The 13,527-nt window shown below is 67.5% G+C and carries 16 protein-coding genes; 9 read left to right on the forward strand and 7 right to left on the reverse strand.

Annotated features, from left to right (window positions below):
- Nucleotides 1-35 precede the first annotated feature (35 nt).
- On the forward strand, nucleotides 36-1,247 hold the full coding sequence (locus tag ABIC28_RS21385; protein WP_209927035.1) for an MFS transporter: 1,212 nt from the start codon (nucleotides 36-38) through the stop codon (nucleotides 1,245-1,247).
- 258 nt (nucleotides 1,248-1,505) lie between these two features.
- Here the strand turns inward: ABIC28_RS21385 and ABIC28_RS21390 are convergent, their stop codons facing one another.
- Genes ABIC28_RS21390 through ABIC28_RS21400 form a run of 3 tightly spaced genes read right to left on the reverse strand, consistent with a single transcriptional unit; the run spans nucleotide 1,506 to nucleotide 4,392 of the window.
- The gene (locus ABIC28_RS21390; protein WP_077042300.1) at nucleotides 1,506-2,930 is read right to left on the reverse strand and encodes an NAD(P)(+) transhydrogenase (Re/Si-specific) subunit beta; all 1,425 of its coding nucleotides are present in this window, start codon (nucleotides 2,928-2,930) and stop codon (nucleotides 1,506-1,508) included.
- Complete coding sequence (locus tag ABIC28_RS21395; RefSeq protein WP_097213750.1) at nucleotides 2,930-3,277, reverse strand: NAD(P) transhydrogenase subunit alpha part 2; 348 nt, start codon at nucleotides 3,275-3,277, stop codon at nucleotides 2,930-2,932. Before ABIC28_RS21395 ends, ABIC28_RS21390 begins: the two co-directional genes overlap by 1 nt.
- A complete protein-coding gene (locus ABIC28_RS21400) occupies nucleotides 3,277-4,392 on the reverse strand; it encodes a Re/Si-specific NAD(P)(+) transhydrogenase subunit alpha (RefSeq protein WP_097213751.1) in 1,116 nt (371 codons plus the stop codon). Before ABIC28_RS21400 ends, ABIC28_RS21395 begins: the two co-directional genes overlap by 1 nt.
- 253 nt (nucleotides 4,393-4,645) lie before the next feature.
- On the opposite strand from ABIC28_RS21400, the gene ABIC28_RS21405 reads away from it, so the two are divergent.
- From ABIC28_RS21405 to ABIC28_RS21420, 4 genes are read left to right on the forward strand one after another with little or no spacing between them, the layout of a single operon-like run.
- Nucleotides 4,646-5,023 carry a DUF488 domain-containing protein gene (locus ABIC28_RS21405; protein ID WP_097213752.1) on the forward strand — a complete coding sequence of 126 codons (378 nt, stop codon included), beginning with the start codon at nucleotides 4,646-4,648 and terminating at the stop codon, nucleotides 5,021-5,023.
- The gene (locus ABIC28_RS21410; RefSeq protein WP_209927036.1) at nucleotides 5,020-5,178 is read left to right on the forward strand and encodes a hypothetical protein; all 159 of its coding nucleotides are present in this window, start codon (nucleotides 5,020-5,022) and stop codon (nucleotides 5,176-5,178) included. Before ABIC28_RS21405 ends, ABIC28_RS21410 begins: the two co-directional genes overlap by 4 nt.
- A gap of 10 nt (nucleotides 5,179-5,188) precedes the next feature.
- On the forward strand, nucleotides 5,189-6,025 hold the full coding sequence (locus ABIC28_RS21415) for a maleylpyruvate isomerase family mycothiol-dependent enzyme (RefSeq protein WP_354580713.1): 837 nt from the start codon (nucleotides 5,189-5,191) through the stop codon (nucleotides 6,023-6,025).
- Nucleotides 6,025-6,657 (forward strand): Type 1 glutamine amidotransferase-like domain-containing protein, encoded by a 633-nt coding sequence (locus ABIC28_RS21420; protein ID WP_354580715.1) that lies wholly within the window; start codon nucleotides 6,025-6,027, stop codon nucleotides 6,655-6,657. Before ABIC28_RS21415 ends, ABIC28_RS21420 begins: the two co-directional genes overlap by 1 nt.
- A gap of 43 nt (nucleotides 6,658-6,700) precedes the next feature.
- On the opposite strand, the gene ABIC28_RS21425 is transcribed toward ABIC28_RS21420, so the two are convergent.
- The 3 genes from ABIC28_RS21425 to ABIC28_RS21435 all read right to left on the reverse strand — a co-directional run bounded on the left by ABIC28_RS21425 (nucleotide 6,701) and on the right by ABIC28_RS21435 (nucleotide 8,695).
- Entirely contained in the window at nucleotides 6,701-7,027 is a 327-nt protein-coding gene (locus ABIC28_RS21425) for a hypothetical protein (RefSeq protein ID WP_097213754.1), read from the reverse strand.
- Between the two features lie 170 nt (nucleotides 7,028-7,197).
- Nucleotides 7,198-7,446 carry a hypothetical protein gene (locus ABIC28_RS21430; protein ID WP_354580718.1) on the reverse strand — a complete coding sequence of 83 codons (249 nt, stop codon included), beginning with the start codon at nucleotides 7,444-7,446 and terminating at the stop codon, nucleotides 7,198-7,200.
- Between the two features lie 250 nt (nucleotides 7,447-7,696).
- Complete coding sequence (locus tag ABIC28_RS21435; protein ID WP_502945059.1) at nucleotides 7,697-8,695, reverse strand: alpha/beta hydrolase; 999 nt, start codon at nucleotides 8,693-8,695, stop codon at nucleotides 7,697-7,699.
- A gap of 172 nt (nucleotides 8,696-8,867) precedes the next feature.
- On the opposite strand from ABIC28_RS21435, the gene ABIC28_RS21440 reads away from it, so the two are divergent.
- Genes ABIC28_RS21440 through ABIC28_RS21450 form a run of 3 tightly spaced genes read left to right on the forward strand, consistent with a single transcriptional unit; the run spans nucleotide 8,868 to nucleotide 11,633 of the window.
- A complete protein-coding gene (locus tag ABIC28_RS21440) occupies nucleotides 8,868-9,749 on the forward strand; it encodes a glycosyltransferase family 2 protein (RefSeq protein WP_354580720.1) in 882 nt (293 codons plus the stop codon).
- A 40-nt stretch (nucleotides 9,750-9,789) separates the two neighbouring features.
- Nucleotides 9,790-10,686 (forward strand): glycosyltransferase family 2 protein, encoded by an 897-nt coding sequence (locus ABIC28_RS21445; protein ID WP_354580722.1) that lies wholly within the window; start codon nucleotides 9,790-9,792, stop codon nucleotides 10,684-10,686.
- A gap of 56 nt (nucleotides 10,687-10,742) precedes the next feature.
- Nucleotides 10,743-11,633, forward strand: a complete 891-nt coding sequence (locus ABIC28_RS21450; RefSeq protein WP_269589918.1) for a glycosyltransferase family 2 protein — start codon at nucleotides 10,743-10,745, stop codon at nucleotides 11,631-11,633.
- 11 nt (nucleotides 11,634-11,644) lie between these two features.
- On the opposite strand, the gene ABIC28_RS21455 is transcribed toward ABIC28_RS21450, so the two are convergent.
- Complete coding sequence (locus ABIC28_RS21455; RefSeq protein WP_354580725.1) at nucleotides 11,645-12,604, reverse strand: glycosyltransferase family 2 protein; 960 nt, start codon at nucleotides 12,602-12,604, stop codon at nucleotides 11,645-11,647.
- Between the two features lie 277 nt (nucleotides 12,605-12,881).
- Here ABIC28_RS21455 and ABIC28_RS21460 point away from each other — a divergent pair, with 277 nt between their 5' ends.
- A complete protein-coding gene (locus ABIC28_RS21460; protein WP_354580727.1) occupies nucleotides 12,882-13,487 on the forward strand; it encodes a CatB-related O-acetyltransferase in 606 nt (201 codons plus the stop codon).
- The last annotated feature ends 40 nt before the right edge of the window (nucleotides 13,488-13,527 follow it).

Here is a 13,527-nt window from a genome sequence, read left to right on the forward strand (position 1 = left end):
GCCGGGCGGGCGGCTGGCCGGGGTAGAAAGAGTGGGTGCGCCCGAAAAGCCCGACCCTCGCGGATCCCGTCCGGCTCCGACGGGCCCGCGCCGCGATCTTCGGCATCTTCGCCGTCAACGGATTCCTGCTGGCCGCCTGGGTGGTGCACATCCCTTCCATCTCGGAGCGCACCGGCATCAGCCACGCCACCCTCGGCTGGCTGCTCCTGCTGCTGGCGGGCGGCGCCCTGATCGGCATGCAGGTGGCGGGCCCGCTCGCGGACCGCTACGGCAGCCGACTGATGGTGATCCTCGCCGGGGTGTTCATCTCGTTCGGGGTGATCGGGCCGGGGCCGGCGACCGACGCGGTCTGGCTCGGCGTGGCGCTGACCGTGTTCGGGTTCGGCAACGGCGCGCTGGACGTGTCGATGAACTCGCAGGCCGTGCACGTCGAGCGGCTCTACCGGCGGCCGATCATGTCGGCCTTCCACGCGTTCTTCTCGATCGGTGGGGTCGTCGGGTCGCTGCTCGGCGCCGCCGCCCTTGCTGCCGGGTGGCCGCCGCTGACCTCGCTGGCCGTCGCGGCCGCGATCGGGTTCGTGACGGTCGCCGGGTGCGCCCCCTTCCTGCTGCCGCACGTCGCCCCCGCCGAACACACGGCCCCCGACCGGGTCACCGGCAGGCGAGGCGCCGGGGCCTCACGCAAGGTGCTGGCCCTGGGAGCGCTCGCCTTCGCGCTGTTCCTTTCCGAGGGGGCCGCGAACGACTGGAGCACGCTGCAGGTCAAGGAGCACCTCGGGACATCCGACGCGACCGCCGCGCTGGCCTTCGGCGCGTTCGCGCTGATGATGACGGTCGGCCGGTTCGGTGCCGACCGGGTCAGCGCCGCGCTCGGACCGGTCGCGGTGGTGCGCTACGGCACGCTGATCGCGGCCGCGGGCATCGGGATGGTGATCGTGTCCGGCTGGGTGTGGCTGACGCTGGCCGGCTGGGCACTGTTCGGGCTCGGGCTGTCCGGCTGCATCCCGCAGATCTTCACCGCGGCGGGCAACCTGAGCGTCGGATCGGCGGGGGTGAACATGTCGCGCGTGGTTGGCATGGGCTACGTCGGGCTGCTCGCGGGTCCCGCGCTGCTCGGCTGGCTGACCAAGCTGATGCCACTGACCGCGACCATGCTGGTGCCGCTGGTGTTCGTGCTGCTGGCGTCGCGGTACGCGGGACTCGTCGGCCGTCCCCGGGTGCTGAGCGAGCTCAACGAGTCGGTCTGAGCACCCGGCGATTCGGGCGATTCGATCACCCCGCCGCCGGGCTCCTTGTAGGTTCGGGCCGCGCACCGCCATCTCACCGAGTCAAGGAGCCACAACGCATGGGCAGCAACGACGTCGACCCCCTCGCCATGGTGATCGCGATGATCACCACCGCCCTCATCCCGACCGGCAGCATCATCTTCTAGACACCGCGAACACCGAAGGCGCCCTCCCCCGATCGACTCGGGGAAGGGCGCCTTCGTCAGCGAACGCGTCGGGCTAGAGGGCCTTGAGCTCCTCGGTGACCGCGGCGACCATCTTCTTGGCGTCGCCGAACAGCATCGAGGTGGTGTCCGCGAAGAACAGCGGGTTGTCGATGCCGGCGTAGCCCGAGGACATCGACCGCTTGAGCACGATGACGGACCGGGCCTCGTCGACGTTGAGGATCGGCATCCCGTGGATCGGGCTGCTGGGATCGTTGCGCGCGGCGGGGTTGGTGACGTCGTTGGCGCCGATGACGATGGCGACGTCGGTGCGCGAGAACTCACCGTTGATGTCGTCCATTTCCTTCATGGCGTCGTACTCGACGTCCGCCTCGGCGAGCAGCACATTCATGTGACCGGGCATGCGGCCCGCGACCGGGTGGATCGCGTACTTGACCTCGACGCCCCTGGCCTCCAGCAGCGCCGCCATCTCCTTGACCGCGTGCTGCGCCTGCGCCACCGCCAGACCGTAACCGGGGACGACGATGACCTGGTTGGCGTACGCCATCTGGATCGCCGCATCCGAGGCGGAGGTCGCCTTGACGGTGCCGCCGGTCGCACTGGCGCCGCCCGCCGCGGCGGCGTCGCCACCGAACGAGCCGAAGATGATCGCCGGGATCGACCGGTTCATCGCCTTCGCCATCAGGTTCGTCAAGATGGTGCCCGACGCGCCGACGATCATGCCTGCGACGATCATCGCCTGGTTGTTCAAGGCCAGACCCGCCGCCGCCGCCGACAGACCGGTCAACGCGTTGAGCAGCGAGATCACCACGGGCATATCGGCGCCGCCGATCGGCAGCACCACGAACAGGCCCATGACACCGGCCGCGACGAGCAGCCCGACGATCAGCAGCGAGGACTGTGGGTCACCGTCGGCATTGATGCCGATGAACACGGCCAGCCCGATCGAGACCAACGCGAGGATCATGTTCGCAACCTGGAACGCCTTCGCGTTCGAGACGAACACCTTCTCCACGTTCTTGTTCAGCAGTTCCTGCAGCTTCGCGAACGCCACCAGCGAGCCCCAGAACGAGACCGAACCGATGATCGCGGCGAACAGCGATCCGACGATGAACGGTGCCGAGGGCACCGCCTCGACAGCGGTGAAGCCGTCGGAGTTGAGGAACTCGGCCCACGCGATGAGCGCGACGGTGCCACCGCCGACGCCGTTGAACAGCGCGACCAGCTGCGGCATCGCCGTCATCTTGGTGCGCAGCGCAGGCGGCACGCCGAGGACGACGCCGACCAGCAGGCCACCCGCGATGAGGGCCCAGTTGTCCGTGTCGCGGATGTCGATCAGGACGGCGACCACCGCGATCAGCATGCCCACCGCGGCGATGTAGTTGCCGCGTACCGCGGTCTTCGGGCCGGTGAGGCCGGACAGACCGTAGATGAACATCGAGAACGCGACGATGTAGAGGATCGTGACGAGGTAGCCCATCAGGCGTCAGCCCCCTTCTTCTCGGCCGCCGCATTCTTGTCGGACACTGCGGCGTCCTTCTTGGGCTTGAACATCGCGAGCATGCGGTCGGTGACGACGAAGCCGCCGACGACGTTCAGGGTGCCGAACACCAGCGCGACGAACAGGATGATCTTGATGCTCCACGGCGCATCGCCGGGCAGGTGCCCGAGCACGACAAGCGCGCCGAGCACGACGATGCCGTGGATGGCGTTGGTGCCCGACATCAGCGGCGTGTGCAGCGTGTTGGGCACCTTGGAGATGACCGCGAAGCCCACGAACCCGGCCAGGACCAGGATCGCGATGTTGGCAAGAAGTTCGTTGTACATCAGGGTTTTGCCTCCTTGCGGGTGACGCACGCGGCGGCGAGCACCTCGTCGTCGAAGTCCGGCGCGAGCGCGCCGCTCTCGTCGAGCATCAGCTCGATGAGGGCGTACAGGTTCTTCGAGTACAGCTCGCTCGAGTGCTCCGGCATGGTGGCCGGCAGGTTCAGCGGGGAGCAGATGGTCACGCCGTGCTTGACGACGGTCTGACCGGGTTCGGTGATCTCGCAGTTGCCGCCGGTCTCGCCGGCCAGGTCGACGATGACGCTGCCGGGCTTCATGCCCTCGACGGCGGCGGCGGTGACCAGGCGCGGGGCCGGACGGCCGGGTACAAGCGCGGTCGTGATGACCACGTCGAAGCCCTTGATCGCGTCCTCGAGCGCCTGCTGCTGCTGGGCCCGCTCGTCCTCGGTCAGCTCGCGGGCGTAGCCACCCTCGCCTGCCGCGTCGATGCCCAGGTCCAGCCACTGCGCGCCGACGGAACGGACCTGGTCCGCCACCTCGGGTCGCACGTCGTAGCCGGTGACGCGGCCGCCGAGACGCTTGGCCGTGGCCAGCGCCTGCAGGCCGGCAACGCCGACGCCGAGCACCAGCACGGTGGCCGGCTTGACGGTGCCCGCCGCGGTGGTGAGCATCGGGAAGTACCGGGTGGACTCCGACGCGGCCAGCACGACGGACTTGTAGCCGGCGACGTTGGCCTGCGAGGACAGCGCGTCCATCACCTGGGCGCGGGAGATGCGCGGGATCGCCTCGACGGCATACGCCTCGACCCCGGCGTCCGCGAGCGCGGCGATGCCGGTCTCGTTGGTGCGCGGGGCGAGGAAGCCGATCAGCTTCTGGCCGGCGCGCAGCCGGGCGGTCTCCTTGGCGTTCGGGGCCGCGACCTTGAGGACGACGTCCGCGGACCACGCGTCGCCGATGGTCGCACCCGCTTCCTCGTACAACTCGTCGGGCATCAGGGCGCCGAGCCCCGCACCGGACTCGACGATGACGTCGAGACCCTTGCCGCGAAGCGTTGCGACGACCTTGGGTACCAACGCGACCCGGCGTTCGCCGTCGTTCGTTTCCCGAACGACGCCGACCGTTGGGCGCGGCTGCTTAGAGCTCTGCGATGTATCCAACTGTCTGATTACTTCCTGCGGTAGGTGGTTTTGGAACCGCGGCGGACGGCGGCACCCGTGCGACTTGCGGATGATGACCCAGCTGGCACGAAGTTCACAACACTAGCCAGAGTGGCGCCACGATAGGGGATTCTCATCCCAGCGGGTGGAAACTGAATCGAATCCGAACAGGACCAATCGCCCAACTCGGACATCGATATGTGGCACCGGTCACACGCGTAGTCTGGGATTTCCGACCGCATCGGAGGTGCCGATGAGCAGGCAGACCAAGCCGACCGTCACGATCGAGCGCGTCTACGACCACCCCGAACCCGAGCCGGGTGCCCGGATCTTCGTCGACCGGCTCTGGCCGCGGGGCATCCGCAAGGACGCATTCCACTACGACGACTGGGCGAAGGACCTCGCGCCGTCGACCGAACTGCGACGGTGGTACAGCCACGAGGAGGCGCACTTCCGGGAGTTCCGGGCGCGCTACCGCGCGGAGCTCGAGTCCGATTTCGGCCAGGAGGCCATCGCCCGCGTCCAGAAGCTCGCGCACGGTCGCCCGCTGGTCCTGCTCACCGCGACCAGGGACCTCGAGCACAGCCACGCCGAGGTGCTCGCCGAGTTCCTGCGGGAGTCGGACTCGTGAGCTCCGACGACATCGGCGGCGACCCGGCCTGCTGGCTCGACCGGGTGTGCCCCGGGTGCGGGGCGTTCCGGCCCGACGGGACCGAGGGCGGCTGCCCGCGGTGCGCGGGCGACGCCGAGCCGCATATCCCCGCGACCCGCCTGCCCAGCACCTAGAGTGGCGCCGGTGAGCGATGCGAAGCAGCCGACGCTGATCGACCGTGAGCCGTTGACCGCCGCCCTGTTCGAGGAGTGGGACATCCTCGACGGCCTGCTGGCCGGGCTCACCGACGAGCAGTGGTCCAGCCCGACCCCGCTGCCGGGCTGGACGGTGCACGATGTCGTCGCCCACCTGATCGGCATCGAGTCGATGCTCAGCGACGTCGAGCCGCCGCTCACCGCGGACGAGGTGCCCGACTCCCCCCACGTGGTCAACGCGATCGGCGCCTTCAACGAGCGCTGGGTGGCAGGCCTGCGCTCGCACAGCCATGCCGAGGTGCTGTCCCGGTTCCGCGACATCATCCGCAGGCGCCGCGCGTCGCTGTCCGCGATGACGCAGGACGACTTCGACGCCCCGTCGATGACGCCGGTCGGTCCCGACAGCTACGGCCGGTTCATGCGCACCCGGCTGTTCGACTGCTGGTTCCACGAGCACGACATCCGGGACGCCGTCGGCCTGCCCGGCGAGGAGGGCGGCCCGCGGGCCGAGTACTCGTTCGCGGAACTGGTCGGGGGCCTCGGCTTCGCGGTCGGCAAGAAGGGCGGCGCACCGGACGGCTCCACAGTGACATTCGCGCTGACCGGCCCGCTCGCCCGCGACATCCACGTCGCCGTCCACGGCCGGGCCGCCGTCGTCCCCGCCCTTGACGCGCCCGCGACCACGACGCTGCGGCTCGATTCGCGGCTGTTCACCCGGCTCTGCGGCGGGCGGGCGTCCGCCGCGGATCACGCCGGGGAGATCGAGGTGCTCGGCGACGAGGCCCTCGGCCGCCAGATCGCGGCCAACCTCGCCTTCACCATCTGATGCGATTGTTCCTGTCCTCGTACAGGTTCGGGGCCGACCCCGATCGACTGCTGAGACTGCTCGGCGAACCCGGCCCCGTCGCGGTGATCGCGAACGCCGCGGACGCGTGGGAGGTGGGACGCGACTCGGCGGTGGTCAGCGACGTGACGCCGCTGCGACGGATGGGCTTCGACGCACGAGAGTTGGACCTGCGCGAGTTCATCGGCGACCCGGAATCCCTGCGCGCGGAGCTGACGAAGCAGTCGATGGTGTGGGTGCGCGGCGGCAACACCTTCGTCCTGCGCGCCCAGTTCGCGCGGAGCGGCGCCGACGTGGTGCTGCCGGAGCTGCTGCGTGCCGACGCGCTGGTCTACGCCGGGTACAGCGCGGGGGCCTGCGTGATGTCGCCGTCGCTGCGGGGGCTCGAGCTGCTCGACGATCCGGCGGAGGTCGGGCCGGCCTGCGGGACGCCGGTGATCTGGGAGGGACTCGGCCTGATCGATCAGGCGATCGTGCCGCACTTTCGCTCGCCTGGTTACGGGAGCGAGGAGACAGCCCTTCTCGAGGAGGTCGCGGAGCGCTACCGGCTGGCGGGCATCCCGTACCGGACCCTGACCGACGACGACGCGATGGTCGTCGACGTGCGGATATGAGTGGTGGCCGGACCCGAAGGCCCGGCCACCGGTCAGCCGTTGGTCAGCCGAATCCGACGATCCGGTCGGCCGGGATGTGGACCGGCAGGAGCGAGGGACGGCGCATCGTCTTGAGCCTGCGGCGCGAGACCTCGTCCGCCCCGTCGAGCAGGGCGTCGACGAGGAGCTCCGGATCCCGCCGCCAGGCCGACCCGATCACCTCAACCGCATTGTCGGTGAACAAACCCGAATCGGTCAGGGCGTCGCGCCACTGCGCGAACTCTCCCCCGCGCACCAGATCGATCGCCCAGGCGTCGATCTCGCCGCCGTCGAACTCGTACGACAGCACGGCGCTGACGAGGTCTTTTGTGTGGGATCCCAGGTCTCTCATCGTGTCGGTCCCTTCGTCAATACTGACGGCATCTTCGCTGTAACACTGTGTGGTGCTGTGGCGATAACTCACGCTATCGCCGATTCCGTGCCCAGAACCTTCGGCTCGCCAACGATCTGATAACAGAGTGACCGGCGTGACGAATGTGACTCATGTGGCATGCGATGCCGCTATCCGACCCTCACCCCGTCGAGCAATGCCTCGACGAGCAACTCTGGGTTTTTTGACCAGGCGGTCCCGATGGTGTCGACCACCGAGGGGGTGAACATTCCCGAGGACCCGACCGTGTCGAGGTACTCCCCGAACTCGCCCGACCTGATGGCACCGATCACCACCTCGTCGACCACGTCACGGCCCTCGAACTCATAGGCGAAAATCGCGCGGATGATCCCGTCGACTCCACTGGGCAGCCCGCTCATCGCCCACCTCTTCCCGATTCATATCGGACGCCTCCCGAAATTGGTCGACGTCTACGTGTAACGCATTCGCGCTACCGAGCGATAGGGGGAAACCTAACCCAGCGGGCGGGGAGATTGGGTTGCCGTTGTGAGAACCTTCGGTTACGAACCGACAACTGTGCTGTTTTATGGATCACGCTGGCGTTATAAGTCCCCGCGGTCTCTTTCGAACGACCCGCATGCAGTCGCCGGCGGGTGACGAGCCCGCGCCTCAGATCCCGAGCGAAGCGGACAGCAGTGGCAGCGACTTGCGTAGGTCGTCCTGCCAGTATCCCCACGAGTGGGTCCCGTTCGGCCGGAGATCGACCGTGGCTGGGATGTTCAGCTCGCGCAACCGGTCGGCAAGCTGACGGGTGCAGACGTTGGTGGCGGCCTCGATCGCACCGCCGATCGCGACCTGATCGGCCAGCGGCGGCGACTTGGGGTTTCGCAGCGCGTTCGGATCCTCGTGTGCACCAGGCAGCCCGTTACCGGTCGAGATGTAGATGGCCAGGCCCCGGAGCTTCTCGGCGTTGAGGTACGGGTCGTGCTCGCGCCAGGCAGGCCCGTCGTATGGGCCCCACATGTTCGTGGCCTTGGCACCACCCATCACCTCGACAACTGTGCGGATGTACGCCTGGCCGACCGGATCGCTCGTCCGCGCGCAGCCGCTGTACGAGGCGACACCGCGATAGAGGCCGGGCGCCTGGATCGCCAGGTCGAGGACCGAACCCGCCGACATCGACAGACCACCGATCGAGTTCACCTTGTTCGTACCCAGCGCCTCGTCGATAACCGGCGGCAGTTCCTTGGTGAGGAACGTCTGCCACATGTGGGCGACCCCGAGCTTGGGGTCGACCTGCTGCCAATCGGTGTAGTAGCTGAAGATGCCCGCGGCGGGGATCACGACGTTGACGTTCTTGTCGGCGAAAAGCTCGAGGATGTCGGTCTGGTTCTCCCAGTCGGCCCCGTCCTCGCCTCCCCCGGCGCCGTTGAGCAGGTACAGGGTTGGCCGGGGCTCGCTGGTGTCCGCGGGCCTGATCACCTGCAACGGGATCGCCCGCCCCATCGAGGGCGAGTAGACGTTGACGTCCCACTGCCTGTCGGAGTGTTTGTCGATGCCCTCAACGCTCGCGGTCGCGGGCACCCGCGGCGCGGGAGTCGCGGCGGCAGGAGCAACACCAAGCAGAACTGCGGTCAACAAGGTTGCCGCCAGCGTCCGTACACGCACCTGTAGCTCCCACTTTCGCTCGCGAATCGACCGTCACCATAGTTCGACGACACGAACCGGACATATGTCCGATAAATAGAGTGGTGCGCATCACATTTTGAGGGCTTTCGGGCGAAACCCAGGTCCACGAAACAGCCGAGCCCACTTGTGTTGCGTGCCATAGACTCCGCCCGTGCTGCCCAGACTGGTATCCGTCATCATCCCCGCATACAACGGCCTTCCACTGATCGATGAACAGCTCGACGCGTTGGCCGCTCAGGATTACGCGGGTGACTTCGAGGTCGTCGTCAGCGACAACGGATCCACCGATGGCCTGCGGGAGCACCTGTCACGTCATCCGCTGACCGATCGGCTGCGGATGCGGTGGATCGACAGCTCCGATCGGCAGGGCACGCCGCATGCGCGCAATGTCGGCATCGCCGCCGCCCACGGCGACTTCCTCGCCTTCACCGATCAGGACGACCGCGTCCATCCGGGTTGGCTGACCGCGCTCGCCGTCGCGGCGCGGGAATTCGACGCGGTCGGCGGTGCCGTGGAAACGGCATCGATCAACACGGCAGCGGTCGCCTCGTGGCGACCGATGCCTGCACCCGACGAGCGATTCGAGGAATCCGGCTACCTGCCCTACGCGATCGGCTGTACCTTCGGGATCTGGCGCCCTGTCATCGAGAAGGTCGGCGGCTTCGACGAGACCTTCACCCGAGGCGGTGAAGACACGGCGCTGTCGTGGACCCTTCAGCTCAACGGTTTCACCCTGGGCCACGCCCCCGACGCCCTGGTGGCATACCGCTTCCGGACCACCTACCGGGACACGTGGCGGCAGCTACGCGGATACGGAGAGAACTCCGTCAAGCTCTATCTTGCGTTTCGGGAGCACGGGCATCCCCGTCACAGCGCCCGAAACCTTGCGTTGTCCTCGATCGGGGTCATCCTCCTCAACCCGCTCGTACCCCGCTTTATCGCGCGGATCCCGCGGGGTATGTGGGTAGCCCAAACCGGTTTCCTGGTGGGGAAGATTCGGGCCGGCATCAAGCACCGGGTCTTCTACATCTGAGTCCGACTCCGCGCACTGCGACCGTGGCTATCATCAGGCCGTGACCGCACCGGCCCGAGTACCGAGTTTCGTCTCCGTGATCATCCCGGCGTACAACGCCCGACACCTGATCGACACTCAGTTGTCGGCGCTCGCGGCCCAGAACTACCTGGGCGAATTCGAGGTGATCGTCAGCGACAACTGCTCCACGGACGGACTGCAGGAGCACCTCGCCGACCATCCGCTCGAGCACGCTCTCAGCCTGACAGTCATCGACAGCTCTACCGTCCCGGGCGCCGCACATGCCCGCAACATGGGCATCGCCCGGGCCAAAGGCGACTTCCTCGCGTTCTGCGATGCGGACGATCAAGCCCACCAGGGTTGGCTGTCCGCCCTCGTGGAGGCTGCCCCTGGGAGCGACGCGGTCGCGGGAACGGTGGAAACGCACACCCTCAACTCGGCAGAGGTTCAGCGGTGGCTGCCGATGCCCGACCCGAGTGAACGACCCATGTTGTTCGGCTGGAAGCCGTCGATATTCTCGGGCTCCTTTGGAATGTGGCGTACCACCTCGGATGCGCTCGAAGGGTTCGACGAGAACTACGCCCGCGGCGGCGAGGACAACGACCTGGCGCTGCGCATCCACCTCGCCGGCCTGAGCCTCGCCCACGCGCCTGCCGCCCTTGTCTCGGTTCGTCTGCGCAGCACGTTCGGGGATGTGTGGCGTCAGATGGTCAAGTACGGCGAGGCAGACGCAAAGGTCTACGCCGCCTACGTCGACCGCGGAATTCCACGCCGACCGCGATTCGCCGTCGCCCTCGAGATACTGCGACTCACACTGACCAACCCCCTTCTGCCGCAGCGGGTATCGGGGACCTCGCGCGGACACTGGGTGCAGAGCTCCGCACACCTGGTCGGCCGCGCGATCGGCAGCATCAGATACCGGACGTACTTCCTGTAGGCGTTCGCCCGTTGCGGCCGGGAGAAGCGGCTTCCGTCCCGCCGTAGGATCCCCGTGTGTCTCGTGATCTGCCGCGCCTCGTCTCGGTCATCGTCCCCACGTTCAACTGCGCGCACCTCCTGGACGTGCAGTTGACGGCGCTCGCGGGGCAGGACTATTCGGGCGAGTTCGAGGTCATCGTCAGCGACAACGGGTCGACGGACGGCCTTCGCGCACTGCTGACGAACCACCCTCTCGCCGCGCAGCTGAACTTGCGGTCCGTCGACTCCGCGGGTGTCGTCGGTGCCTCCCACGCCCGGAACGTCGGGGTCGGACACGCCCGCGGCGACTTCCTCGCGTTCTGTGACGCGGACGATCGGGCACATCGGAACTGGCTCACCGAGATGGTTACTGTGGCTGCGACGTCCGACGCCGTAGGCGGGCCCATCGAGACCGTTTCCCTCAACGACCCGGAAATCGCCAAGTGGCTGCCGGCCCCGCCGCCCGATCGGCAGGCCACCGTAAAGGGGATGTACCCCGTCGCCGGTAGCTGCAACTTCGGATTATGGCGCAGCGTCTTCGACTCAGTCGGTCACTGGGACGAGTCGTACGTGACCGGCAGCGAGGATGCGGACTACTGCCTACGGCTGCAGTTGGCGGGATTCAGCCTCGCGCATGCGCCGCACGCGCTGATGGCATACCGAATCCGAACCTCGCACTCCGAGTTTCGCAGGCAACAGTCCGCGTGGGCTCAGGCACAGGTCCGGTTGTACGCGCAGTACCGCGACCGCGGCGCGGAACGCCTACCGCTGACGATGACCCCGATGCAGCTTCTCCTGCTCGCGCTCCACAATCCGGCGCTCCCCCGATCGCTCCGGCAATTGTCCTACGGTGAATGGCTTTTCTATGCGGCAGGTATCGCAGGACGGGTCCGCGGCAGCATCCGGCACCGGGTCTATTTCGTGTGACCTGTGGGTGGTCACACGGTCGCCTCGGCGCCCTCCTGCCTCGGTGTGCCCTGCGCTCTGGCCCGACGCAGCTCGCGAAACGGCGAGCCGAGCAGGACCCGCGCCCGCGACGCCCGATCCGGGCCGCGGACCACCGAGGCGAGGAACAGGTCCGCCCACACCAGCCACCACCATCCGAATCCCGTCGCACGCAGTGACAGCGGCAGCGAACGGTCGGCCACAACCTTGGAGAGGATCCGGTAGCGGTCCAGCCAGTCCTTTTTCTGCGTGGCGTTCACGAAGGACTCCGACGCCCCGTGGTGGTATCGAATCGACAGCTCGTCCGGCGACCAGGCCACCGACGACCGCTGCATGATGCGCATCCACAGGTCCATGTCGACGAGCTGGTAGATCCCCTCGTCCAGGCCACCGACAGCGAGCGCCGTGCTCCGCCGGACCATCACACAGGTCGGTTCGCCCACCCAGTTCCCCCGCGCACCGCTACGAACGAACTCCGACACCAGGGCCGCGCCGTCGTTGGTGGGCCCCAAGTCGTGGAAATTCTGCTCAAGTCGCCCGTACCGCTCCCGCCAACTCTCGTCGTCGGTCTCGATCATCCTCGGTGCGAAAGCGAGCCCCACGCTGTCCTCGTCGAAGAGTGGCGACAGGGTCGAGAGACAGTTGGGCAGCAGGCGATCGTCACCGTGCACGAACTGGATCGTCCTGCCCCGAGCCAGGCTCAGACACCGATTGTGGTTGCCGACGAGGCCGAGCCTGACCTCGTTGCGAAGGACCCGGGCGTTCTCGCCCGCGAGCGAACGAGCAAGTTCAAAGCTGCCGTCGGTGGAGTCGTCGTCGACGATCAGCAGTTCGAAATCGCCGAAGTCCTGAGCGACGATGCTCTCCAGGCACCGCGCGAGGGTGTCGGCGTTGTTGTACATCGGGATGCAGACGCTGACCGCGGGGGCCGAGCCATTGGAATCGACTACCACTTCACTCCTTCGTCTGTCCCGCCGACACCGATCGAGGTACGCGGGCGCCTCGCTCGGCCATTCAACCAGTCGGGGGCGGCTGCGGGGCCCTACTGCACCAGCTCGTCGAGGAAGTGGGAACCACCCGACGAGGCGAACCCCACACCCACATTTCAAAACGCTAGCGGCGCGAACGAGCTACCCTTCGTCTGGCCCGCGGAGCGCGGGTGGGGAGACGGGGGTCGACTCGGTGGCGCAGCCGCCGCGTGTCGTGAACCGTCGGCAAGGGCGGGAGCACATGAATCTATTCCGGTTGCGGCGAACCTCGCGGCTGACGGACATCGAGAAGGTCCAACGCCAAGGGCTCGGCACCGTCGGAGTGGGAACCTACGGAAACCCGAGGATCCTCACCTTCACGCACGACCCGACTCGCCTGAGGATCGGCTCGTACTGCTCCATCGCGGACGGAACGACGATCGTGCTCGGTGGTCAACATCCCACCGATGAAGTGACGACGTATCCCTTCCGGATCATGCTCCAGCTCCCCGGGGCCGGCGAGGATCGCCACCCCCTGCCCAAGGGTGACATCGTCATCGGCAGCGACGTGTGGATCGGCGCGGGCGTCACCATCCTCAGTGGGGTCGACATCGGGCACGGCGCGATCCTCGGCGCCGGCGCCGTCGTATCGAAGGACGTACCCCCTTACGCCATCGTCGGAGGCAATCCGGCCCGTCTCATCCGGAAGCGGTACGACGACCAGACGATCGACAAGCTGCTACAGATCTGCTGGTGGGAGTGGCCACAGGAGAAGATCGTCGAGAACCTGGAACTGTTGTCCGCCCGCGATCCGTCTGAGTTCCTCGAACGCCATCTGCCCGTTACCGGCCGGGAACCCGTTGCGTGAGCCCATCGAGCACTACCGCTAAGTCGTGAGGATCGCAGTG

The sequence above is a fragment of the Rhodococcus sp. PvR044 genome, assembly GCF_040548995.1.
In the GTDB taxonomy this organism is placed as follows: Bacteria; Actinomycetota; Actinomycetes; order Mycobacteriales; family Mycobacteriaceae; genus Rhodococcus_G; species Rhodococcus_G oryzae.

Excerpts from the sequence above, each read along its gene's own strand:
- ABIC28_RS21425 (WP_097213754.1), bottom strand. The coding sequence starts at position 7,027 with ATGAGAGACCTGGGATCCCACACAAAAGACCTCGTCAGCGCCGTGCTG.
- ABIC28_RS21460 (WP_354580727.1), top strand. The coding sequence starts at position 12,882 with ATGAATCTATTCCGGTTGCGGCGAACCTCGCGGCTGACGGACATCGAG.
- ABIC28_RS21390 (WP_077042300.1), bottom strand. The coding sequence starts at position 2,930 with ATGGGCTACCTCGTCACGATCCTCTACATCGTCGCGTTCTCGATGTTC.
- ABIC28_RS21420 (WP_354580715.1), top strand. The coding sequence starts at position 6,025 with ATGCGATTGTTCCTGTCCTCGTACAGGTTCGGGGCCGACCCCGATCGA.
- ABIC28_RS21405 (WP_097213752.1), top strand. The coding sequence starts at position 4,646 with ATGAGCAGGCAGACCAAGCCGACCGTCACGATCGAGCGCGTCTACGAC.
- ABIC28_RS21395 (WP_097213750.1), bottom strand. The coding sequence starts at position 3,277 with ATGTACAACGAACTTCTTGCCAACATCGCGATCCTGGTCCTGGCCGGG.
- ABIC28_RS21430 (WP_354580718.1), bottom strand. The coding sequence starts at position 7,446 with ATGAGCGGGCTGCCCAGTGGAGTCGACGGGATCATCCGCGCGATTTTC.